Below are 24140 nucleotides of genomic sequence, written 5' to 3' on the forward strand. Positions count from 1 at the left end.
GGCGGCCCACGCCCCTAGAGGCGGGGGCTGTCGCATGCGCGCCGGTATGATGCTCAACGGCGGGTACGGCGAACGGCAGGGGACGCATATGACCAAACGGACGAAGAACATCGTGTTCGCGAGCCTGCTGCTCGCGGTGCTCGGCGTGCTGCTCGTGCTCGCGAACGTCGTGAGGGCGCAGACGGGCAGCCCCGCGCTCTCCTACAACGAGACTTCCTACGACGTGCAGGTGCTCGACAACGGCAACACGCGCGTGACGATGACGCTCGACTACCGGCTCGGCAAACGCGAATCGTCGAAGACATGGAAGCAGCTATACCGCACGATCCCGCTGTCCCCGGGCGCCGTGACGAACGTGTCCGTCGACAGCGTGCGCAACCTGAGCACCGGCGAGACGTATACGCAAGGCGATCCGGTGGACGCGAGCCTGTCCTCCGACGCCACATGGGACGCCCAGCACGCGCGGCAATGGTACATCGCGACGCAGGGAGACATGCTGCGCTCGTATGATCCGCGGACGGACGGCGTGCGCGCCGGATCGTCGCAGTCGATCCAGAAGAACGTCGAGATCGGCTGGAACATCCCGGTGACGAAGTCGGCGAAGAGCGTGAGGATCGAGGTGACGATGACGCTCGCCGGCATGGTCACCGCCTGCCAGGGCAACGACGTCTTCAACTGGCAGCCGGTGGACGAGACGAACGACTCGCCGATCCGGCGGTTCTCGGCGACGGTACGCTTCCCGCAGGCCGTCGACGCGGAGAACTCGACGATGTGGGTGCACTACGACGGCAAGTCCACGACGGAGTATCGCGACGGCATGTTCACCTTCGGCATCGACAACGTGCGCACGAAATCATACGTCCAGCTGACGGCGATGCTGCCGGAGGGCAGCGTGGCGCGGCCGGCCAGGACGGACACGGCGAGCGGCAGCCAGCTCAACGAACAGGAGCGGCAGCGCGAGACGAAATGGCGCAGCGAACAGCAGTCGTCGGCGCGCGGACTGCTCGTCGTGTTCGTCATGCTGCTGCTCGCCGCCGCCGTGATCGCCGCGATCGGCATGCGTTTCGTGTTCAAGCAGGGCGAGCGCCGCAGGCGTCTCGAGGCCATCATGCCGTATTGGCGCGGGCTGCCGCCGATAAGCCCGGGCGCGGCGGCGCTCGTCTACGACACCGTCAACGGCGTGTCCACCGACCGCAGGCTCATCGGCCGCCAGCTGAGCGCGACGATGCTTTCGCTCGTGACGAAGGGCTTCGCGCGCATGTATCCGGGCACGGTGGACATGTACGGCGGCATCGATCTGCTCAGGACGGACGCGGCGACGCTCGCGCGGATGGTCGCGTCGCGCGGCGGGGGACGCGACGCCGGCACGACGAGCACGATCGTGCTGCTGCCGCGCGCCTTCGACATGGCGGCGTGCCGGCGGCAGCTGTGCATGTCGGAACGCGCCGCGCTCGACATGCTGCATGCGGTAGGCCGGCAGCTGAACTCGGTGGTCTTCGACACGAAGCAGTGCGCGCAGTGCCTCAAGGACGACGGCACGGCACAGGAACTGTCGCAGTCGTTCCACGGACGCTGCGTCGCGGAGATGGGCGAGCTCGGCGTGTTCCCGAAGCGGGCGATGGGTGCGCGCGTCTGCGGCATCCTCTCCTACGCCTGCGCGTTCCTCGCGGCGCTGATATGGCTGTGGAGGGCCGGCGGCGTGCTGCTGCCGATCGTCATCGTCGTCGTGGCCGCCCCCGTCGCCGGCGTGCAGCTGATGGGGCAGACGCAGTACGACGTCGACGAGCGCGGCATGCGGCTCGCGGCGCAGGTGCGCGGCCTCGGCAGATATCTCGAGGACTTCAGCCATTTCGCCGACCGCGGCGTGCTGGACGTGAAACTGTGGGGACGCTACATGGTGTACGCGACCGCATTCGGCATCGCCGACAAGGCGATGGCGCAGCTGACGGCCGCCTACCCGCAGCTGACCGACCCCGCATGGGCGTCCACCGGCGACGACTACTCGCTCGTCTACTGGATGGACCGTTCGTTCCGCCGCGGACACGCGCATGGCGGCGGATTGCGCGACGGCGTGCCGATGGTCGGGGATTTCGTCGACATCGGCGCACGGTTCGCGGTCGGCTTCGGCGACGTCGCGCAGGTGCTTTCGGCGGCATCCGGCGCGTTCAGCGGCGGATCGGGCGGCTGGAACAGCCGTCCGGGCGCGGGCTGGGGCGGCGGCGGACGCTGAGCCCCGCGCATGGGTCGTGCGGCGTGCGGTGCGACGCCCGGAGCGGTTGCATGGCGCTGCCGGCCCCATGTGCCCCGCGCTTGCGGTGCCGGGAATTACCGGGCGATTTCTATGATGGTGACGGGGCGCGCGCCGCACGGGGCGCCGCGCCGAATCGTCAACAACCGCGAAGGAGCAGCGATGGTACTGCACAGGAACATGGGGCCGTTCGACACGACGGCGATCGGTCTTGGCGAAATGCCGCTGACCATTGAGAACAATCTGGGGCCGAACATGGGCGTCGAGACGATCCATGCGGCGCTCGACGCCGGCTGCCGCCAGATCGACACGGCGTGGGCGTACTACTGCTCGGGCGGCGAGGAGCAGACCGGCGAGAAGCTCGTGCGCGAGGCGATGGCCAGCTGGGACGGCCCGAAGGATGAGGTGCTCATCGCGACGAAGGTCGGGCACTACCGCAACTTCACCGACGGCAAGCCGACCTGGGCCGTCGACGGATCGCCGGAGAACCTGATCCGACGCGCGAAGGAAAGCGCGCTCGCGCTCGGCGTGGACACGATCGACCTGCTGTACTTCCACCGGCCGGATCCGAGCATCCCGTACGGCGAGTCGATCGAGGCGATCAAGCAGCTCGTCGACGAGGGTGTGGCGCGCGAGGCGGGCGTGTCGAACGCGTCGATCGAACAGATGGACATCGCGCAGGAGATCCTCGGCGAGAAACTGATCGCCGTGCAGAACCAGTATTCGCCGATCTACACGGAGACGGCGGACACGCTCGAGCACGCGGCCCGGATCGGCGTCAGCTTCGTGTGCTGGAGCCCGCTCGGCGGCTTCCGCAAGCCGAAGGACGAGTCGAAGTTCGATCCGTTCCGCGCGATCGCCGAACGCCGCGGCGTCAGCTACCAGCAGGTAGTGCTCGCCTGGGAGCTCGCCAAGGGCGACCATGTGTTCGTCATCCCGGGCGCGCACCGTCCGGCGACGATCCTCGATTCGCTCAAGGCCGGCGACCTTGAACTGACTCCGGAGGAGCTCGCGACGCTCGGCTGACATCTCGGCGGCGTATGCGGAGTATGCAGGGCCGGCCCCACGCACGTCCGGACGTGCGTGGGACCGGCCCATTCCGGTGCGGGCCGGTTCGTCGGCGGCTTCGACGGGATGGGACGCAATCGGGCCGGATCGCGGGTGAGGTCGTCGGATCCGTCGACGGATCGGGACGCTGCGTGGAGGGGATGCGGATGGAACGGGACTGGTGCGGGCGGGGCGGCGTTGCGGTTAGACTGGTCTGCGGCGAAAACGGGGTCGCGCGGACGCAAGGATAATCGACGCGCGCGGCGGCAACAGGAGGAATCGGGCATGAAACGTCGTGTGAAACCAGAGGTGCTCGCGCCGGCGGGCAACCTGCGCGGACTGAAGACGGCCGTCGACTACGGCGCGGACGCCGTGTACTGCGGCGGCAAGGCCTTCGGCATGCGCTCGGCGCCGCGCAACCTGAGCATCGAGGACTTCGCCGAAGGTGCGCGCTACGCGCACGAACGCGGCGCGCGCGTCTACGTCACGCTCAACATCCTGCCGAAGAACAACGAGATCACGGCGATCGAGGCGTACATCAACGATCTCAGGACGACCGGAGTCGACGCGCTCATCGTCACCGACATCGGCGTCATGATGCTCGCGCACCGCATCGCGCCGGAACTCGAACTGCACGTGTCCACGCAGGCCGGCGTCACGAACTACCTCGCGGCGAACGCCCTGTACGAGCTCGGCGCGCGGCGCGTCGTGCTCGCGCGGGAGATGGATCTGCAGGCCGTGCGCGACATCCGCGCGAACATCCCCGACGACCTCGACATCGAGACCTTCGTCCACGGATCGATGTGCATGGCGTTCTCCGGCCGCTGCCTCATCTCGAACTACCTCACCGGCCGCGACGGCAACCACGGCGAATGCGCGCAGCCGTGCCGCTGGAAGTACTCGCTCGTCGAGGAGAAACGCCCCGGGCAGGTGTTCCCGGTCGAGGAGACCGAGCAGGGCACCTACCTGTTCAACTCGCAGGACATGAACATGATGGCCCACATCGACGATCTGATCGATTCGGGCGCCACGTCGCTCAAGATCGAAGGACGTTCGAAGTCGGCGTACTACGTGGCCGCGATGACGAACGCCTACAAGACCGCCGTCGACGCATACATGGTGCAGCGCGGCTTCGAGGACGAGGACGGCAACGAGCTCAAGCCGTTCCATGACCGCGTCGTGCGCGCCGGCGAGACGGCGGACGACACGGACGGCGTCGACGCGATCATGGTGAACGCCGACGCCGCGTTCTGCGGCATGCCGAACTGGGACAGCGCGAACGACGAAGGCGAGGCGCCGGCCGTCGACGAAGCAGCCGCCGACGGCGCGGCGAACGCGGCCGCCGCGGCCGCCACCGGTGAGATCTCGAACCGCGCGGCGCGCCGCAGCGGCCTCGACCGCCAGCGCGCGTACGCCGAGGAGACCGCCGACGGCTGGCTGCACGCCGCCGTGCGCCCGGCGCCGCACATCGAGCTGCCCGATTGGCTGATGGAGGAACCGTACAAGGTCGCGCACCGCGACTACAGCACCGGCTTCTACTATCCGGAGCGCAAGGTGACGCAGAACACCGACCGCAGCGCGTACTTCCGCGAATGGCTCGTCGTCGGCGAAACGCTCGGCTGGAGCCCCGACGAAGGCGGCCGCGTGACGATCATGAGCCGCAACAAGATCGAGCCGGGGCAGACCGTCGAGTTCCTGCTGCCGGGTCGCGCGCCGCTCGTCTACGTCGTGCCCGACCACGGCATCCGCGACGCCGACGGCAACGACGTGCCGATGGTCAACAACCCGGCCCACGTCTTCTCGTTGCCGCTCGATGTCGAAGTGCCCGTCAACGCTGCCTTGCGTTCGCGCACGAGGAAGCCGACGCTCAAAGCGGAATAGCCCGCCCGTTATTGCCTGAGCTTAGGGCGGCGTCCGTCGGCGCGCGTCAGGCGTTAAAGTGAGCGTTATGAGTGAAACAGCACATGACGCGCAGCCGGACGGGGCGAGCGCACAGCACAACGACGCCGGGCGCCAGCCGACGCAGATCAATCTCGACGACCTGCTGCAGGCGGTGCAGGCGCACGGCAAGAAGACGATGGAGGAACAGGACAAGGCAGCGCGCGAACACGACGCCAAGGACGCCGACGGCAAACAGTACGACGACGCGATCCTCGACAGCTCGGCGATAGAGCCGACCGATGACGAAGGCAATCCGATCCCGGTGACGATCCCGATCGTGCTCGCCCCCGGCATCAACGTCGTCTACACGACGCGACTCGGCGGCGTGAGCACCGACGAATGGGCCCACTTCAACCTCGGCGGCAAATCCGGCGACGACCCGGCGCATGTGCGCGCGAACCGCGACGCGCTCGCGAACGAGCTGCACGCGAAGCTGTCGATCATCAATCAGGTGCATTCGGCGAAGGCGGTCGACGCCGACGACGTGTTCACCGAGAACGCGACCTTCGGCTTCGACGCCTCGGGCACGCAGCGCACCGCCGTACGCGAGGAGGACGGCGCGATCGCCGTGCAGCGGCCGAGCGACGGCGTCGACGACGTCGAATCGGTCGACGGTGCCGTGCAGATCATCGAAGGCGACGCGCAGGTGACGACGAAGACCGGCATCGCGCTCGGCGTGTTCGCCGCCGACTGCCTGCCGGTGCTGCTCGCCGACCCGGTCGCCGGCGTCATCGCCGCCGCGCACTGCGGACGCAAGGGCCTGATGGCCGGCGTCATCGCCGAGACGGTCGAGATGATGAAGCACAAGGGCGCCGACCCCGCGCACATCCTCGCGACGCTCGGCCCGGCGATCTGCGGCGACTGTTACGAGACCGGCGACGAGATCGCCGACGCCTTCGACGCGAGGTTCCCCGGCACCTTCACGCTCACGCGCTTCGGCGGCCCCGGCATCGACATCAACAAGGCGGCGCTGCAGGCGCTCGAGGAGGCCGGCGTCTCCCCGAAGCACATCTTCTCGTCGCAGCCGCGCGTCAACGCGGCCACGCAGTACCTGTCGCAGGATGAGGAGCTGCGGCAGCTGTGCCGTGAGGACAACGAGGGCGACCCCGAACTCGACGAACGCATCAAGGGCATCCGCCACAGCATGTGCACGCTCGAGAACCCGCTGTGGTTCTCGCACCGCCGCGCGCAGCTCGCGCACAAGGACCACGAGGGGCGCATGCTCGCGCTCATCGTGCGCCAGTGAACGCGCACCCGACCAACCGTTGGATTTCTCGCAAAGGATCAACCATGGAACAACAGAACGTGACCACAACGGACGACGCGCAGGCTCAGGGACGCCGCGATGCGCCGGTCGTCGCCGTCGTGCTCGCCGCCGGCTCGGGCCTGCGCTTCGATCCGGACAACCCCAAGCAGCTCGTCGCAATCGACGGAAAGCCGATCGTCGGGTGGAGCATCGACGCCTTCGAACGCAACGCGCGTGTCAGCGACATCATCGTCGTCGTCAACGCGCAGGTGCGCGCCGCGATCGAACAGCTCATCCGCGACGGCGGCGCCACGAAGGTGCGCGCCGTCATCGACGGTGGCACCGAACGCGCGGACAGCACGGCCGCGGCGCTCGATACGCTGTCCGCCGCCGGCGTGCCCGGCGACGCGAAGATCCTCATCCACGATTCGGTGCGGCCCTTCGTCATGCAGTCGCAGATCGACGGCTGCATCGATGCACTCGAGGAGTTCGACGCGGCCACCGTCGCGTGCCCGTCGACGGACACGATCCTGCTCACTGAGGACCTCGGCGACCGGCAGGCCGTCAAGTCGGTGCCCGAACGGCGCCACTCGTACCGCGCGCAGACGCCGCAGGCCTTCCGCTTCGCGACGATCCACGAGGCCTACGCGCTCGCGTCCGACGACTCCGATTTCCGTCCGACCGACGACACGCGCGTCGTCGTCGACTACCTGCCGGATACGCCGGTGGCGATCGTCGGCGGTTCGCCGCTCAACATGAAGGTCACGACGCGCGACGACATGCCGTTCGCGACGCTCATCGCCGGCGAGATCACGAAGGCCGCCGCCAAGCAGCAGGTGCATACGATGTTCCAGCAGGCGCTGAGCTGAACCGGCTGCGCTGAATCAGCTGCGAAGACGAACGCGGCGCATGGGAGTACGGCTCCTGTGCGCCGCGTTTTGCGTTGTTGTGCGTGTGTCTACGGCTGTGTAGGTCCGTGTCGGGTGGCGGTTCGCTGGTATCTCGGCTGGGAGGGTGCATTTTCCTGCGGGTAGGCGAGTATGCCCCGCGGAATCGTGCGGTTTTGGGGGTTGATAGGTGGGGTAGTCGCGCGAAATGCTACCGCTCAGCCGAGTTGCATGCGGGATGCCTGCCGGCGGTGCGTGAGATGGCGGGAGAAGCGACGCTCGGCGCGGCGGAAGTCCATGGTGACGCACAACTATGGTTATGGTGTGCGTCTACGCTGACGCAGGTCTACGCCACAGCATGATGACCACAGGCAAGCATCGGGAATCGGCGGAACATAGAGGGGCATCGGAGACAGTGCCCGGGCAATATAATCGTCATATGAACGCATCGACGACGCGGATACGGGCGGCGTTCCCATGAGGGGCGTCCAATGCTCTCCGAACGCCGAATACGCGGCATGCCCAGACACATCAATGAAGGGATGAACACAACGCCTGCACGGCGTACGCCCTACCAGCAGAACTCCATGACGGGAGCAGACACGATGATGAACTCAATATTCCCGCAGCATCTGCATTTCATCGACATAGCAATTGCCGTCATCGTCGCCATCGCTTTGGTGGCGTTGCTCGTCAAGCTTGTGCAACTGCTCATTCAGGAAATCCGACGCGACCGCTTCTACAGGGAATACGGCGTGGCCGTGCCGAAATCCATGCGGATACGCAAAGCGAAGCGACCTCAAGTGCCGGGATCATTCGTTCTGGGATATCCGGTATGGAAAGCGGCCAAGCGCGATGGTACCCGTGACCGCCGTTCCAACGACACAGGCATCATTCATCAGCTGAGCGTCATACTCGTCGGCCAATGGAAGATCCTAGGTGACGATCCTTTCGCATCCTATGCTTTCGTGCGACAGCTGCGCGACGCGGGGACGCTGATCAGCTATTGCGCGGAGGAACAGGCGAAGCGAGATGCCGTCCTCGCACAGCTGCGCGCCCGGCGCACCGCCACCAGCATCGACGCCATCGTCCAAAGGTTCAGCATCAATCCTTCGGATTTCGAAGGTTTCTGCGCCGACTTGCTGCGCCAGTTCGGATGGCAGGCGCAGGTGACGCCGCCGACCCGGGACGGCGGCTTCGATCTCAAAATCCACAGTCCGAACGGGACGAGCTACATCGCCGAATGCAAATGCTACAACCCCAGACACCATATCGGGCGTCCGCTGCTGCAAAAGCTGCAGGGCGCCAACATGACGGAGCACGCGCAGGGTCTGCTCTTCATCACGACGAGCCGGTTCACGTCGGATGCGCTCGAGTATGCGCAGCAGGTCGGCATGGAACTCATCGACGGCGCGCAGCTTGTCCGACTTTGTCAGGAGGCGTTGCAGATACAGGGCGACATCCAGCCTTCCGAATCGTCTTTCATGCTCACCCGGGCGGACCTCATGCAGCACATCCCCGCCGATATGCGCGTATAGCTCCCGTGGTCGGTGGCAGTCTCAAGGTGCAGCCACCCACATACTGCCGCTGGCAGTGGCTGTGGCGGCAGTTTTGAGGTGTGGTTACCCTCAGACTGCTGTCAGTGGTGGTTGCAATGGCAGTATCGAGGTGACCCTACCGACAGACTGCCACCAACCTTTGGCATACAACCTGTGTAGGTCCGTGTCGGGTGGCGGTTCGCTGGTATCTCGGCTGGGAAGGTGCATTTTCCTGCGGGTAGGCGAGTATGCCCCGCGGAATCGTGCGGTTTTGGGGGGGTGATAGGTGGGGTAGTCGCGCGAAATGCTACCGCTCAGCCGAGTTGCATGCGGGATGCCTGCCGGTGCGGCGGATGTTCATGGTGGCGCGCGACTATGGGGCGCGTGGTTATGCAAGTGCGTGGTTATGCTGACGTACGTTCACACTGCAGTATCTGCGCCGCGCGTCTACACTAGGGAGACATGGAGCAACTTACCGTCGTGATTTCCGGATTCGACCCTTATGAGGGAGTCGGCGTGAACCCGTCGCTCGTCGTGCCCGACGCGCTCGCGGACGAAGGCGTCGACGTCGACCGGGACAACATCGAGGACCCGCTGCACGACGTCGCGATCGACGTGCATGCCGTGCATGTGCCGGTCAGCTTTCGCAACGGATGGGCGAAGCTGCACGACACACTCGAGGAGGTGCAGCCGAACATCGTCATCGCGACCGGGCTCAAGCGCGCGGCGCGCGGCATCCTGCTCGAGCGCTGCGCGATCAATCTCAAGGACACGACCCGGCCCGACGCCGAGAACGTCATCCCCGGCCGCCGCGTCATCAACGAGCACGGTCCGGCGGCGTATTGGACCGGACTGCCGCTGCGTGCGATCCTCAACGCCTTCGCGAAGGACGACATCCCGGCGACGTTGAGCTCGGACGCCGGCACCTTCGTCTGCAACGCGCTGTTCTACCATCTGCAGGAATGGGCGGCGCAGCGCGGCGACACGATGGGCGGATTCGTCAATCTGCCGCTCGTCAACGAGCAGCCGCATCCGCAGCACGGCCTGTCGCTGCGCCAGCAGATCCGGGCCGGCAAGGACCTCGTGCGCGCCTCGGCCCGCTACTATCTGCAGCCGACGAGCGAGGACATCCTGCTGTAGGCGCCGACCGGTGGCCGGATCCGGCCGCGGACCGCCGTCGGGCAGCCGGAGCGTCTTCTGCGGCGAAGGAGCGCGCGGGAGGGCGGAACCGGAATGCGCCGCGGCGGCCTTGCCGGCGCCGCACGACGCACGTTTTGCGCTCAATGTGAGTTTCCGCGTGTTGTGACACCGCCCGGCGATATGCATAGACTAGAGTTCATGCTGTGGATGTGCGTCGTCGGCGCACATGAAGGTCCTGCGAACACCCTTTCGCGAAAGGAATGACTAATGGTTGAGCGATTCCCGGTCGTGCTGCGTGGCTACGACAAAGAACGTGTGGATGAGGCGATGATTGCGGCGCAGACGACGATCGACCGTCTGCGCGAACAGGTGAAGGCCGGGGACGACACCGTGCTGCAGCTCCAGGCGCAGCTGCAGGAGGAGAAGAACCGCAAGGCCAGCTCGGACAACTCCTTCGCGTCGCTCGGCGCGAACGCGCAGCAGATGCTCGCCTCCGCCGAACAGACGAGCACCGAGCTGCTCGAACGTGCGAAGAAGGACGCGGCGAGCGCGCGCGTCGAGGCCCAGTCGCAGTCGCAGACGCTGATCAACAACGCGAAGCTCGATGCGCAGCATCTCGTCGACGACGCCCAGGCGAAGGCGGACACGATGCTCAAGAACGCGCAGAACGAGGCGACGACGATCATCACGAACGCGCAGCAGGAAGCGAGCCAGCTCAAGGCGTCGACGGCGAAGATGGTCAGCGAGCAGCGCCAGACGCTCGACCTCGAGCTGACGAACTCGCGCGAGGAGCACGTCAAGCGACTCGAGGCCGAGAAGGCGGCGCAGGAACGCGAGCTCGCCGAGCTGCGCGCGCAGGCGACGCAGCAGATCAGCGACCAGCGCCGCAGCGCGAACGAGGAGATCGCGCGCCTCAAGAGCGAGACGAACGACCAGATCGAGACGGCGCTCGCCGACGCGAACAAGAAGCTCGCCGACGTGCGCGAGCAGGTCTCGAAGCTGATGACCGAGGCGCAGCGCAAGGCCGGCGAGATCACCGACTCCGCGAAGTCGCATGCGCAGGAGATCACCGACACGGCCGAGGTCAACCGCACGAAGACGATGAGCCAGGTCAACGCCGAGGTCGAGCAGATCCGCGCCGACATCGCCGCGCAGCAGGACGAGGCGACGAAAAAGGTCTCCGAGCTGCTCAAGAACCTCGAGGAACGCCGACAGCAGGCCAAGGAGGAGGCCGAGACGCAGATCGCCGAGGCGAAGCGGATCCGCGAGGAGGCCGACGCCTACGCCGCGCGCAAGCGCAAGGAGGCGGACGAGGAGTCCGCGCAGACGGTGCGCAAGGCGAGCGAGGAGGCGAGCAACCAGATCGAGCAGCGCCGCCGCGCCGCGCAGTCCGAACTCGACGGCCTGACGAAGCGCATCGGCGACCTGCAGAGCCGCGAGGCCGACATCACGCAGCGCGTCTCCGAGCTGCGCTCGATGTTCGCGAACGCCTTCGCCGGCTTCGGCCTCGGCGTCGACAACGCGCATTCGACCGACAACATGTCCGTCGTCAACGCCTTCGTCGAATCCGACAACGATGCCGACGACGCCGATGCCGGCGACGCCGACACGACGATGCTCATCGACGACCATGCGACGCACACGCCCATCGTCCCGCCAGCGCCGACGATGCCCGAGCACGAGCACGAGGACGCCTCCGACGGCGCCGACGAGGCCGCCGCCGCGCCGTATATCGAGGAGAGAACGACCGAGGTCATCGACGTGACCGACACCGACACGGACGGCCATGTCGCCGACGACGACGCGCCGACGACGGCCTTCGACGCGAGCGACAACGACCCCGACGCCACGCAGCTGACCGACTGACCGGCCGAAGCATCGCGCGACCATCCGCGAGGGCCGTGACCGCGGCCCTCGCGGATGGTCGCGCGTCGAAGGCGCACCACGCGCCGGCAAGAGCAACCCACCCGGAACCAGAAAGCAAGGAGCACCATTGACCGCAACCACCCCATTGTCCGCCGACGAACTCAACCAGCTGACCGCCGACTTCGACTCCGACCCCGTCAACCGCATGGCGATGAACGCCGTCACGAGCGCCGGCATCGACAAGGTCGCGCGCAACTACGACCGCGCGCGCCTGCTGCAGCGCCGCTTCTCGACGACCGTCGACAACGGCGAGGCGACCCATCAGGACCGCTCGGGCCGCTGCTGGCTGTTCAGCTCGCTCAACGTGGCGCGCTTCGTCGCGAAGAGGAACATGAACCTCAAGGAGTTCGAGTTCTCGCAGAACTACGCGATGTACTACGACAAGCTCGAGCGCATCAACTACTTCATGGGCGACATGGCCGAGCTGGTCCGTGCCGGCGAACCGATCGACTCGCGCCTGTTCCAGCACATGCTCGCCGACGTCATGGGTGACGGCGGCCAGTGGACGATGGCGCTCAACGTCTACAAGAAGTACGGCGCCGTGCCGAAGGACCTGTATCCGGAGACCGAGTCGTCGAAGAACACCGGCGAGATGAACACGCAGCTGCGCCGCCTGCTGCACACGGCCGTCGCGCACATGGTCGACGACCCCTCGCGGATCGACGACATCGTGCGCGACACCGTCGAGGCCGGCCACCGCATGCTCACGATCCACCTCGGCGAGCCGCCGAAGCGCTTCCACTGGGAGTGGACCGACGCCGACGGCGTCTTCCACCGCGACGGCGAGATCACGCCTCAGGAGTTCTGGGCCAGATACGTCGGCTCCGCCGATCTCGAAAGCTACGTCTGCCTCGTCGACGATCCGCGGCGCGAGCACGCGAAGGGCAGGAAGATCGGCATCGAGCATCTGGGCAACGTCGTCGGCGGCGACCCGACCGAATACCTCAACGTGCCGGTGCGGTTCATGAAGGACTGCGTGCGCGACATCCTCGTCGAACAGGGCATCCCGGTGTGGTTCGGCGCCGACTGCCATCCGATGATGGACCGCGCCGACGGCGCATGGGCGACCGACCTGTTCGAGTACGGCAAGGTGTACCGCGTCGACTTCGACATGACGAAGGAGCAGCGCGTGCGGTTCGGCGACTCGGCGATGAACCATGCGATGGCCTTCGTCGGCGTCGACGTCGAGGACGACGGCACGACGACGCGCCGTTGGCGCGTCGAGAACTCGTGGGGCGCGAAGATCGCCGACAAGGGCTACTTCACGATGGGCGACGACTGGTTCGACCAGTACGTCTTCGAGGTGGCCGTGCCGAAGGCGATGCTGCCCGACGAGTACCTCAAGGCGCTCGACGAGCCGGCGACGATGCTGCCGGCATGGGATCCGATGGGCGCGCTCGCGTGACATGTCCGCCCCGGCGCAGACGGTCGTCGCGCTGAACATCCCGCCCAAGCGGCGCGTGGGTTTTGAGACCCGCGCGCCGCTTTGTGATACGCGGCGCCTGTACGTCAGGGGATGTGGCCTAGTATGGATATCCGATTTCCCGCTTGGGAATGTGTATGAGGATGCAAGAGGATCGATAAGAGGAAGAGGAACGAACGATGGCAGCCCTTCGTGGTCCGGACAGTTCGCAGGACAATGTGCTCGACGCGCGCGCCGTGGTGCCCGAGACCGTCGACGTCAACATCCGTCAGCTCGACCCGATCCCGGCCCCGCGCTATTTCATCAAGGAGCTGCCGCTGACCGACGCGATGGGCGAGCTCGTCCTGTCCTCGCGCCGGCAGATCCGCGACATCCTGCACGGCCGCGACGACCGCGTGCTCGCGATCGTCGGCCCGTGCTCGATCCACGATCCGAAGGCCGCGCACGAGTACGCGGCGAGGCTGGCCGCGCTCAACGAGGAGCTCAAGGACCGGCTGATGATCGTCATGCGCGTCTACTTCGAGAAGCCGCGCACGACGATCGGCTGGAAGGGCCTGATCAACGACCCCGACCTCAACGGCCGCTTCGACATCCGCAAGGGCATGTGGCTCGCGCGCAAGGTGCTCGCCGACGTGCTGTCGCTCGGCCTGCCTGCGGCGACCGAATGGCTCGACCCGATCACGCCGCAGTACCTGTGCGACCTCGTCAGCTGGGGCGCGATCGGCGCGCGCAACACCGAAAGCCAGGTGCACCGCGAGCTGGCGAGCGGCATGAGCATGCCGATCGGCTTCAAGAACGCGACCGACGGCTCGATCAAGCCCGCCGCCGACTCGTGCTACACGGCCGCCTTCGAGCACCATTTCCTGTCCGTCAACCTCGACGGTCAGGTCATCTCCGCCGAGACGAAGGGCAACCCCGACTGTCATCTCGTGCTACGCGGCTCGAGCAGCGGCCCGAACTACGACCCGGTCTCGGTGGCCGACGCGCTCGACGCGCTCAGGGAGTCGAATGCGAGCGGCCCGAGCGACCACGGACTCGTCATCGACGCCGCGCACGGCAACTGCGGCAAGGACGAGGTCGTCGAGGCACGCGTCGTCGAGGACATCGCATCGCGCATCGCAGCGGGCGAACGCGGCATCCTCGGCATCATGATGGAGAGCTTCCTCAAGGGCGGCCATCAGAAGCCGGCGCCGCTCGACCAGCTCGTCTACGGCCAGTCGGTGACCGACTCCTGCGTGCCATGGGACCGCACCGAGCAGGTGCTGCGCGAACTCGCCGACGCCGTCGCCGCACGGCGCGGCGACTGAGTGAGCGCATCGTACGATGCAACGCATCATCGCCAGCGGCAACGCGTCGCAGCTGCCCGGAGGCGTATCAGCATCCGCCGCGTCCATCCGGCCCGTCGCGCGTCGCGAATCGACGGCGGGCAGCCACATCCGCGTCATCGACGGCCTGCGCGCGCTCGCGATCGGCGGCGTGCTGCTGTACCATGCGCGCCCGTCGCTCGCCGCCGGCGGCTTCCTCGGCGTCACCGTCTTCCTTGTGCTTTCCGGTTTCCTGATCACGCGCGGACTGCTCGGACTGCTCGAGTCGGGACGTTGCTCCTACCCGGGCTTCGTCGCGCGCCGCGCACGGCGCATCTGGCCGCCGGTGCTCACGACGATCGCGTTCGCGGCCGTCATCGTCTACATGTGGGCGCCGTCGCTGCTGCTCAAGCTGCGCGCCGACGCCGTGCCGAGCGCGCTGTTCTACAGCAACTGGTCGTACGTCTTCCGCCGCGTCTCGTATTTCGACGCCGCCGGTCTGCCGTCGCCGCTGACGCATCTGTGGTACACGAGCCTGATCATGCAGTTCTATCTGCTGTGGCCGCTGCTGCTCGCGCTCGTCGTGCGCTTCATGCGCCGCAAATGGGCGCGCGCCTGCACGGTCGCCGCGCTCATCGCGGCCTCGACGGCCGAGATGGCGATGCTGTACATGCCGGGACACGACACGTCGCGCATATACTACGGTCTCGATACGCGCGCCGCCGAGCTGCTCGTCGGTGCGCTGCTCGCCGTCCTCATGCACCGCGCCGACGGCGGGGCGCCGTCCGCCATGGCATGGCGCGCGCGCCGGCGCGACGTGCGTATCGGCTCGCGTGTGCTGCCGCTCACCGCCGGCCGTGTCGTCGACATGGCCGCCTTCCTGTGCCTGGCGGTCCTCATCGTCTCGATGTTCGCCGTCGACGCCTCCGGCGCATGGATGTACCGCGGCGGCTTCCTGCTTTACGCGCTGCTGACGGCGGCGATGCTGTGGGCCGGGACGCTGCCGGGCGCCTTCGGGCGCGCGATGGGCGTCAAGGCGTTCGTCTATCTGGGCTCGCGGTCGTTCTCGCTGTACCTTGTGCACTATCCGCTGCTGCTCGTCATGAATCCGGCGACGCGCGCGCATACGCCGTGGTGGGCCGTGATCGGGCAGTTCGCCGTCATCCTCGTCGTCGGCGAGGTCTTCTACCAATGCATCGAGGCGCTGCGCGGCGCGCCGTGGCTGCCGTGGACGCGCCGCCGTCGCGACAACCCGGAGCGTACGCAGCGTCCGGGCGCCTTCATCGGCGCGGTGACCGGCGTCGTCATCATCGTCATCATGCTGCTGCCGCTGCCGTGGCGTCAGCTCGTGCGCGAACGCTCCGTCGCGCTTCGCCCCGAACTCGCGATGACGGCCGAGCAGGCGAGGAAGGAGCTCGACGCGCAGCGCGGGGCGGAGCCGGCGAAGCCCGCGCCGAAGCCGAAGGAGACGGCGGCGCGTCCCGCCACGCCGGAGCCGGCGAAACCGAAGGTCGAGGCGCTCAAGGTCCCCGACAACCTCGATCCGTCGCGTTGGCGCTGCGACGCCGCGGCGGGGACCTGCGACGCGCGTCTGCTCGTCGTCGGCGATTCGGTGACCGAAGGCGTCGCGTCGACGCTCATGCAGCATTTCCCGAACGCGCACGTCGACGGCGCCGTCAGCCGCCAGTTCGGCACGGGCGTCGATCTGCTGCGCCAGTATCTGGCGAGCGAGGACCCGCAGCTCATCGTCTTCGCGCTCGGCACGAACGGGCCGCCGACGCAGCAGAGCGTCGACGAGGTCATCCGTCTGGCGAACGGCCGGCCGGTGTACTTCCTGACGACGCGCGCGCCCGTCGCATGGACCGACCAGACGAACCGGCTGTTCATCGACGCCGCGAACGCGCATCCGAACGTCGGCGTCATCGACTGGTCGGCGCTTTCCGGCGCGCATCCCGAATACCTGTACGACGACGGCACGCACCCGAACGAACTGGGCACGCAGGCCTACGAACGGATGCTGATGCGCGCCGTGTGCCCGCAGTGAGCCCGCACCGGCGGCCGCGGCATGTGCGCGGCGCGGATCATGCGCCGTGCGTCGTCCTTGCTAAGCTGAGGCCGGAACAAGAAGGAGCATCATGAGCGATCAGGACACGCGCCGCGACGACACGCCCAGGCACACGTTCCGCGAGGACCACCGCCGCGCGATCGAGCTCGGCGAGCCGATGACCTACACATCGGCGAAGCTCGACGAGGTGCACGCCGTCATGGCGGCCGGCGGCAACCCGTTCACGGCGATCCCGGATCTGCCCCACTGGGAGGACGCCGTCGGAATCGACCGCATCATCAACCGCCGCGTCATGGAGCTCGATCCGCTGCCGGCGCCGGCGCAGGTGCTGTCGGAGCTCCCGCTCGACGCGGCCGCGCAGGACACCGTCGCCTATTCGCGCGACGAGATCCGCGCATGCCTCTACGGACAGGACGACCGGCTGCTCGTCATCGTCGGCCCGTGCTCGGTGCATGATCCGAAGGCCGCGCTCGACTACGCGCGTCGGCTCTACGACGTCAAGCAGGAGCTCGAGGGCGAGCTGCTCATCGTCATGCGCGTCTACTTCGAGAAGCCGCGCAGCACCGTCGGATGGAAGGGCCTGATCAACGATCCGGACATCGACGGCAGCCACAACATCCAAAAAGGCCTGCTGCTCGCCCGGCGGACGCTGCTCGACGTGCTCGGCGCCGGCCTCGCCGCCGCGACCGAGTTCCTCGAGCCGACGAGCCCGCAGTACATCGCCGACGCGATCAGCTGGGGCGCGATCGGTGCGCGCAACACCGAAAGCCAGGTGCACCGCCAGCTCGCGAGCGGCATGAGCATGCCGATCGGCTTCAAGAACGCGACCGACGGCTCGGTCAAGGCGGCGATGAACAGCTGCATCACGGCCGGCCGCCAGCACACCTTCTTCGGCATCGACCATCAGGGGCGCGCCTGCGCCGTCGAGACGCTCGGCAACCCCGACTGCCACATCGTGCTGCGCGGCTCGAGCCACGGCCCGAACTACGACGCCGCGTCGGTCGGCGAGGCGATGGCGATGATCCGCGGGGCGATGGACGCCGACACGGCGGCCGCGCACGGCCTGATCGTCGACTGCTCGCACGGCAACTCCGGCAAGGACGAGGTGCGTCAGGCCGCCGTCGTACGCGACATCGCCGCGCGCATCGCCGACGGCGAACAGGGCGTGACCGGCATCATGATGGAGAGTTTCATCGAAGGCGGCAACCAGCCGGAGGGCCCGCTCGACCGGCTCGTCTACGGCAAGTCGATCACCGACCGCTGCATCAGCTGGCCCGAGACCGACCGCCTGCTGCGCGAACTCGCCGACGCCGTCAGAGCACGCCGCTGGCGCTGAACGCGCACGCGACGCATCATCAACCGAACCAACGGAAGGACATCCATGGCCAGCTTCAGCACCGTCGTCATCATCAGCGCGCTCGAGGAGGAGGCCGCGCATATCGCCGCCTCGCTCAACGACGTCACCGAGGAGCGTCGCGCGAGCCTGACGATCACGCACGGCACATTGCCGACGCACGACGGACGCGAACTCAACGTCTCGGTGACCGTCGGCGGCATGGGACTGGTCAACGCGGCCGCGACGACGCAGTGCCTCATCGACGTCGCGCAGCCCGACGCCGTGCTGTTCTCCGGCATCGCCGGCAACCTCAACCCTGAGCTGCACATCAACGACATCGTCCTCGGCGAGACGCTGCGCTACCTCGACACCGACATGCGCCTGATCGGCCAGTGGAAGCCGCAGTCCGAGGAGTTCCACTCCGACCCCGAGCTCATCGCGCTCGCCGAGGACGCGCTCGACGGCATGGGCATCCGCCACATCAACGGCGTCATCGCCTCCGGCAACTACTTCGTCGACTCGCCCGAGCAGGTCGAACGCGTCATCCGCGAGACGCACGCCGACGCCGTCGAGATGGAGGGCGCCGCCGTCGTGCACGTCGCCGCCCGCAACGACGTGCCGGCGCTCGTCATCCGCGCGATGAGCGACAACGCCGACACCGACTACGAGGATTTCCGCTCCTTCGACGTGAGCGCCTACGCGGACACGGCGGCGAAGCTCGCCGTCGAGATCCTGTGCAGGATGTGATCCGATGACGCCGGCGCTCACGGCGGCGCTCGCCGTCGCGGCCGTGCTCGTCATGGCCGTGACGGCCGTCGTCGCCTACCGTGCGGGCGCGGCACATGCACGCGACCGCATGCCGCACACACGCGCATTGTTCGCGGGCCTCGCAGACGCCGACGCCGTCGACGCCGAACGCCGCATGCTCGCGATGCTCGAGGAGGCCGTCGTCGTCGCCGACGTCTCCGGCGCCGTGCTCGTCGCGAACGAGGCGGCCGTCGAACGCGGCATCGTCGTCGACGGCATGCTCGCCGACGAGGCCGTGCGCGCGCTCGTGGACGAGGCGGCGCAGGGGCCCGTCGACCGTGAGCTGACGCTCATGCGCGGCACGGGCCGCATGCATGTCGCCGCGAGCGCACAATTAACCACACAGCCGACGGCGCCGGGGCGCATCACGCTCGTCTGCGCGGACACCGGCTACCGGCGCAGCGTCGACCGCGTGCGCCGCGACTTCGTGACGAACGTCTCCCATGAACTCAAGACGCCGGTCGGCGCGATCATGCTGCTCGCCGAGACGATCGACGACGCCGGCGACGACGTCGACATGATCCGCCATTTCGCCGCGCGCATCGGCGTCGAGGCGAAACGGCTCGACGGGCTCGTGCGCCGCCTGATCGAGCTGGGGCGCATGAACGCCGTCGACAAACGGACCGTGGACGCCGTGGACGCCGTGGACGTGCGCGGGCTCGTCGCGCAGGCGGTCGCCGACACCGAGGTCGCGGCGGGCGCGCGCCGCACGGCCGTGCAACTGCGCGACGCCGCCGACGGCGCGCCGCTGCCGGTCGAGGTCGACGCCGCCGGCATGCGCATCGCGTTCAAGAACATCATCGAGAACGCGATCAACTATTCGCCCGAGGGAGCCGTCGTCGCCATCGAGCTCACGCGCGCAGGCGACGAGGCGCGCATCCGCGTCGTCGACCACGGCGTCGGCATCCCGCAGCGGCTGCAGGGACGCGTCTTCGAACGCTTCTACCGCGTCGACCCGGCGCGCTCGCGGCTGACCGGCGGCACCGGGCTCGGATTGTCGATCGCCAACAATCATGTGCGCGCCAACCACGGGCGCATCACGCTGTGGTCGCGCCCGGGGGAGGGGTCGACGTTCACGGTGGAGCTGCCGCTCGCGCAGAACACCGCGACGCCGGACGAACCGGAAGCCGCGGCCGCTTCGGACCATCAGCGCAAGGAGGACATCCGATGACCCGCATACTGATCGTCGAGGACGAACAGTCGTATCTCGATCCGCTGCTCTACCAGCTCACGCGCGAAGGCTACGAGGCCTACGGCGCGTCCACCGGCGAGGAGGCGTGGACGCTCTACGAGGAGATGGAATTCGACCTCGTGCTGCTCGACCTGATGCTGCCCGGCGTCTCGGGGACGACGCTGTGCCGGCGCATGCGCGAGCTGCGCCGCGTGCCGATCATCATGGTGACGGCGAAGTCGACCGAGAACGACGTCATCGTCGGCCTCGAGATCGGCGCCGACGACTATGTGACGAAGCCGTATTCGTTCCGCGAGCTGCTCGCGCGCATCCACGCCGTGCTGCGCCGCAGCATCGAAGGCCAGGACGGGGGCGCGCGCGCCGACGCCGTCAGGACGCTCGGCTGCGGACCGGTCGAGATGTCGGTCGCGTCGCACGAGGTGCGGGTGCACGGCGAACTGACGGCGTTCCCGCTCAAGGAGTTCGAGGTCCTCGAATACCTGCTGCGCAACAAAGGGCATGTGCTCACGCGCCATCAGCTCATCGCGCGCGTCTGGGGCAGCGACTACGTCGGCGACACGAAGACGCTCGATGTGCACATCAAACGCATCCGCGCGAAGATCGAGGACGATCCGGCGCATCCGGCGCTGCTGACGACGGTGCGCGGCGTCGGCTACCGGATCGGCGAATGATCGTTCACGCTAAATTCACTTTCCGGGCGCGGGTGCATCGGCGGTGTCCCCTAGACTGGATTGGTTGGATAGAATGGCACCGTGACCAAAGGACACCACATGCGTAGCAATCTTGCACGGCGCGCGCTCGCGGCGCTGTGCGGCATCATCGTCGTCGCCGCCGGCGCGGCGTGCGGGGACAACGTCGATCCGGAGCATCGCCCGTCATCGAACGCCGCATCGGTCTCGGGCAGCTTCGCCGGCGCCGGCGCATCCTCGCAGCAGACCGCCGTCGAGGCGTGGATCGCCGGCTACCAGAAGACGAATCCGGATGCGAAGATCTCCTACAACCCGTCCGGCTCCGGCGCCGGCGTCGTCACCTTCCTGACCGGCGCGACCGTCTGGGCCGGCTCCGACAAGCCGCTCGACGAGAAGCAGGTCGAGGAGTCGAAGCAGGTGTGCGCGGGGCGGACGGCCTTCGACGTGCCGGTGTACATATCGCCGCTGGCGATCGTCTTCAACCTGCACGGCATCTCCGACGCCGGCAAGCACATCAACATGGACGCGGCGACGGTCGCGAGGATCTTCAACGGGAAGATCACGCGCTGGAACGACGCGTCGCTCAGGAAGCAGAACCCCGACCTCGAGCTGCCCGACCTGCCGATCACCGTCGTGCACCGCTCGGACAAGTCCGGTACGACGCTCAACTTCCTCGAATACGTCAAGGCCGCCGCGCCGAAGGACTGGCCGTACGAGCTTTCGGAGAACTGGCCGAACGACGTCGGCCAGGGCGCGAAGGGCACGTCGGGCGTCATCTCGACGATCGATCAGGCGAACGGCACGATCGGCTACGCCGACTTCTCCCAGGCCGGCGGCATGGGCACCGTCGCGATCAAGGTCGGCGACGACTACACCGAGATCTCGGCCGAGGCGGCCTCGAAGGCCATCGCCGATTCGACGCTCGACGAATCGGCGGCCGGCGAACACCGCGTCGTCCTCGACATCAACCACAAGACGAGCGTCGAAGGCGCGTACCCGATCGTGCTCGTCTCCTACGACATCGCCTGCCCCGCCTACCGTGACGAGAATACGGCGCGCTTCGCCAAGTCGTGGCTCGGCTACGTCACGAGCGAGAAAGGGCAGGACCAGGCGATGAAGGCGACGGGCTCGGCGCCGCTGCCCGACAACATCGCCGCATACGTGCGCGCCTCCGTGGACGCGATGGAAGTGAAATGAGTCCCATGACATCGGCATCGAAACCCTCATCATCCTCCGCCTCGCCGCTGACGAAACCGGTCAGCGGCGAGAAGGCCGACCGCGTCTTCCGCGCCGTCGCCTACGCCTGCGGCATCCTGATCCTCGTCGTGCTCGCCGCCGTCGCGCTGTTCCTGCTGTTCCGCGCATGGCCGCTCATCGGCGGCGACCAGCAGACGAACCGCGAGGTCATCGCGAACTTCACCGGCGGCCGTGCGACGAACTTCTGGGGCTACGTCGGCCCGCTGCTGTTCGGCACCGTGCTCGTCGCCGCGCTCGCGCTCGTCATCGCGTTCTTCGTCTCGATCGGCATCGCGCTGTTCATCTCGCATTACGCGCCCAAGCGCCTCGCCGCCGCGCTCAGCTACATCGTCGACATCCTCGCCGCGATCCCGTCGGTCATCTACGGCCTGTGGGGCGGCCTCGTCCTCGTGCCGGCGATCTACCCGTTCTGGAACTGGGTCGCCGGGCATCTCGGCTGGATCCCGCTGTTCGCCGGCCCCGCCGCGAACCCGCCGCGCACCGTGGCGACGGTCGCGCTCGTGCTCGCGATCATGATCCTGCCGATCATCACATCGATCGCACGCGACATCTTCCTGCAGACGCCGAAGCTGCTCGAGGAGGCCGCGCTCGGCCTCGGCGCGACGAAGTGGGAGATGATCCGCCTTTCGGTGCTGCCGTTCGCGCGTTCGGGCATCATCTCGGCGTCGATGCTCGGCCTGGGCCGTGCTCTCGGCGAGACGATGGCCGTGCTGATGATCCTCTCGCCGGGACTCAAATACTCGTTCCATCTGCTGCAGGCCTCCCAGAACCAGACGATCGCCGCGAACATCGCCGCCCAATACCCGGAGGCGGACAGCATCGGCGTCTCGGTGCTCATCGGCACCGGCCTCGTGCTGTTCGTCATCACGTTCCTCGTGAACCTGCTGGCGCGTCGCATCACCGAGAAAGCGAGCAAATGATGGCCCAACCGCAGTCCTCGCCGAAGGCCGACCAGGCGCCGGCCATCGATTTCGACAAGTTCAACCCGACCCGTTCGTACACGGCGTCGCGCAAGCGCAAGGACATCGCGATGCGCGCGCTCATCATCCTCGCCTTCGTCGTCGCGCTGATCCCGCTCGTCTCGGTGCTGTGGACGACGCTCGTGCACGGCGCGCGCCGCCTCAACTGGGATTTCCTGTCGCATAACATGACGAACGTCATCGGCGGCAACCCGACGCCGTCGGGCGGGTACGGCGGCATCCTGCACGCGATCATCGGCACGTTGGAGATCACGCTCGGCGCGATGGTCATCTCGATCCCGATCGGCGTCATGTGCGCCGTCTACCTGATCGAATACGCCGGCGGCTCGAAGCTCGCGCGCACGATCCATCTGCTCGTCGACGTCATGAGCGGCATCCCGTCGATCGTCGCCGGCCTGTTCGCCTACTCGATGTTCGCGATCCTCGTCGGCCCCGGCACGCTCAGCGGTTTCGAGGGATCGGTCGCGCTGTCGCTGCTGATGATCCCGACCGTCGTCAAGACGACCGAGGAGATGCTCAAGATCGTGCCGAACGACCTGCGTGAGGCGTCGCTCGCGCTGGGCGTCACGAAGCAGCGCACGATCACGAAGGTCGTGCTGCGCACGGCGCTGCCGGGCATCGTCTCCGGCTCGATCCTCGCGATCGCGCGCGTCATCGGCGAGACGGCGCCGCTGCTGATGACGGCCGGCTACATCGTGTCGACGAACGCGAATCTGTTCTCGGGGGAGATGACGACGCTGCCGGTGTTCGTCTACCAGGAGTACTCGAAGTACCACGCGAACTGCCCGGCCGACGCCGGAAGCGGCTGCGTCACCGGCATCCCGATGGAGCGTGCGTGGTCGGCCGCGCTCGTGCTCATCGTCATCGTGCTCGTCCTCAACCTTATCGGCAGGATCGTCGCGAAGGTCTTCGCGCCGAAGAAGAAATGAGCCGGCGGGCGCCGCGGCGCCCCGGCAACGTACGTACAGTCAGTCAAGGAAGGAACGCATGGGACAGCAAATCGACGTCAATCATCTCAATATCTACTACGGCAGTTTTCTGGCCGTCGAGGACGTCAACCTGCATATCGCGGCGAACAAGGTGACCGCGTTCATCGGGCCGTCCGGCTGCGGCA

Annotated in this window: 18 protein-coding genes and 1 pseudogene; all 19 read left to right on the forward strand. The window is 67.4% G+C overall.

What is annotated here, in order from left to right; all coding sequences use genetic code 11:
• The first annotated feature begins 46 nt into the window (after nt 1-46).
• Nucleotides 47-2230 (forward strand): DUF2207 family protein, encoded by a 2184-nt coding sequence (locus D2E22_RS08655; RefSeq protein WP_164518490.1) that lies wholly within the window; start codon nt 47-49, stop codon nt 2228-2230.
• Between the two features lie 180 nt (nt 2231-2410).
• A complete protein-coding gene (locus D2E22_RS08660) occupies nt 2411-3274 on the forward strand; it encodes an aldo/keto reductase (RefSeq protein WP_126032709.1) in 864 nt (287 codons plus the stop codon).
• A 306-nt stretch (nt 3275-3580) separates the two neighbouring features.
• Nucleotides 3581-5176 (forward strand): peptidase U32 family protein, encoded by a 1596-nt coding sequence (locus D2E22_RS08665; protein ID WP_126032710.1) that lies wholly within the window; start codon nt 3581-3583, stop codon nt 5174-5176.
• 196 nt (nt 5177-5372) lie between these two features.
• Nucleotides 5373-6482 (forward strand): purine nucleoside phosphorylase YfiH/LACC1 family protein, encoded by a 1110-nt coding sequence (locus D2E22_RS08670; protein WP_126032732.1) that lies wholly within the window; start codon nt 5373-5375, stop codon nt 6480-6482.
• A gap of 44 nt (nt 6483-6526) precedes the next feature.
• Nucleotides 6527-7351: an IspD/TarI family cytidylyltransferase gene (locus D2E22_RS08675; RefSeq protein WP_126032711.1), complete on the forward strand. Its 825-nt coding sequence runs from the start codon at nt 6527-6529 to the stop codon at nt 7349-7351.
• A gap of 509 nt (nt 7352-7860) precedes the next feature.
• Nucleotides 7861-8907: a restriction endonuclease gene (locus D2E22_RS08680; RefSeq protein WP_126032712.1), complete on the forward strand. Its 1047-nt coding sequence runs from the start codon at nt 7861-7863 to the stop codon at nt 8905-8907.
• Between the two features lie 462 nt (nt 8908-9369).
• Complete coding sequence (locus tag D2E22_RS08685) at nt 9370-10047, forward strand: pyroglutamyl-peptidase I (RefSeq protein ID WP_126032713.1); 678 nt, start codon at nt 9370-9372, stop codon at nt 10045-10047.
• Between the two features lie 267 nt (nt 10048-10314).
• Nucleotides 10315-11913, forward strand: a complete 1599-nt coding sequence (locus tag D2E22_RS08690; protein ID WP_241218347.1) for a cell division protein — start codon at nt 10315-10317, stop codon at nt 11911-11913.
• A 127-nt stretch (nt 11914-12040) separates the two neighbouring features.
• Nucleotides 12041-13378: a C1 family peptidase gene (locus tag D2E22_RS08695; RefSeq protein WP_126032714.1), complete on the forward strand. Its 1338-nt coding sequence runs from the start codon at nt 12041-12043 to the stop codon at nt 13376-13378.
• 197 nt (nt 13379-13575) lie between these two features.
• Nucleotides 13576-14703 (forward strand): 3-deoxy-7-phosphoheptulonate synthase, encoded by a 1128-nt coding sequence (locus D2E22_RS08700; RefSeq protein ID WP_126032715.1) that lies wholly within the window; start codon nt 13576-13578, stop codon nt 14701-14703.
• A gap of 16 nt (nt 14704-14719) precedes the next feature.
• The gene (locus D2E22_RS08705) at nt 14720-16744 is read left to right on the forward strand and encodes an acyltransferase family protein (protein ID WP_126032716.1); all 2025 of its coding nucleotides are present in this window, start codon (nt 14720-14722) and stop codon (nt 16742-16744) included.
• Nucleotides 16745-16922: 178 nt separating this feature from the next.
• The gene (locus D2E22_RS08710; RefSeq protein WP_126032733.1) at nt 16923-18101 is read left to right on the forward strand and encodes a 3-deoxy-7-phosphoheptulonate synthase; all 1179 of its coding nucleotides are present in this window, start codon (nt 16923-16925) and stop codon (nt 18099-18101) included.
• A 45-nt stretch (nt 18102-18146) separates the two neighbouring features.
• On the forward strand, nt 18147-18848 hold the full coding sequence (gene mtnN, locus D2E22_RS08715) for a 5'-methylthioadenosine/S-adenosylhomocysteine nucleosidase (protein ID WP_126032717.1): 702 nt from the start codon (nt 18147-18149) through the stop codon (nt 18846-18848).
• A 4-nt stretch (nt 18849-18852) separates the two neighbouring features.
• Nucleotides 18853-20079, forward strand: coding sequence for a sensor histidine kinase (locus D2E22_RS08720; protein WP_126032718.1), 1227 nt, complete (start codon nt 18853-18855; stop codon nt 20077-20079).
• Complete coding sequence (locus D2E22_RS08725) at nt 20076-20771, forward strand: response regulator transcription factor (RefSeq protein ID WP_126032719.1); 696 nt, start codon at nt 20076-20078, stop codon at nt 20769-20771. The genes D2E22_RS08720 and D2E22_RS08725 overlap by 4 nt, the downstream gene beginning before the upstream one ends.
• A gap of 99 nt (nt 20772-20870) precedes the next feature.
• On the forward strand, nt 20871-21986 hold the full coding sequence (locus D2E22_RS08730; protein ID WP_126032720.1) for a phosphate ABC transporter substrate-binding protein PstS: 1116 nt from the start codon (nt 20871-20873) through the stop codon (nt 21984-21986).
• A 5-nt stretch (nt 21987-21991) separates the two neighbouring features.
• The gene (gene pstC, locus D2E22_RS08735) at nt 21992-22966 is read left to right on the forward strand and encodes a phosphate ABC transporter permease subunit PstC (protein ID WP_126032721.1); all 975 of its coding nucleotides are present in this window, start codon (nt 21992-21994) and stop codon (nt 22964-22966) included.
• Nucleotides 22963-23955 (forward strand): phosphate ABC transporter permease PstA, encoded by a 993-nt coding sequence (pstA, locus tag D2E22_RS08740; RefSeq protein ID WP_126032722.1) that lies wholly within the window; start codon nt 22963-22965, stop codon nt 23953-23955. The genes pstC and pstA overlap by 4 nt, the downstream gene beginning before the upstream one ends.
• 58 nt (nt 23956-24013) lie before the next feature.
• Nucleotides 24014-24140 (forward strand): annotated as a pseudogene (locus tag D2E22_RS08745) (phosphate ABC transporter ATP-binding protein); the annotation flags it as partial.

This window comes from Bifidobacterium castoris (assembly GCF_003952025.1).
GTDB classification, from domain to species: domain Bacteria; phylum Actinomycetota; class Actinomycetes; order Actinomycetales; family Bifidobacteriaceae; genus Bifidobacterium; species Bifidobacterium castoris.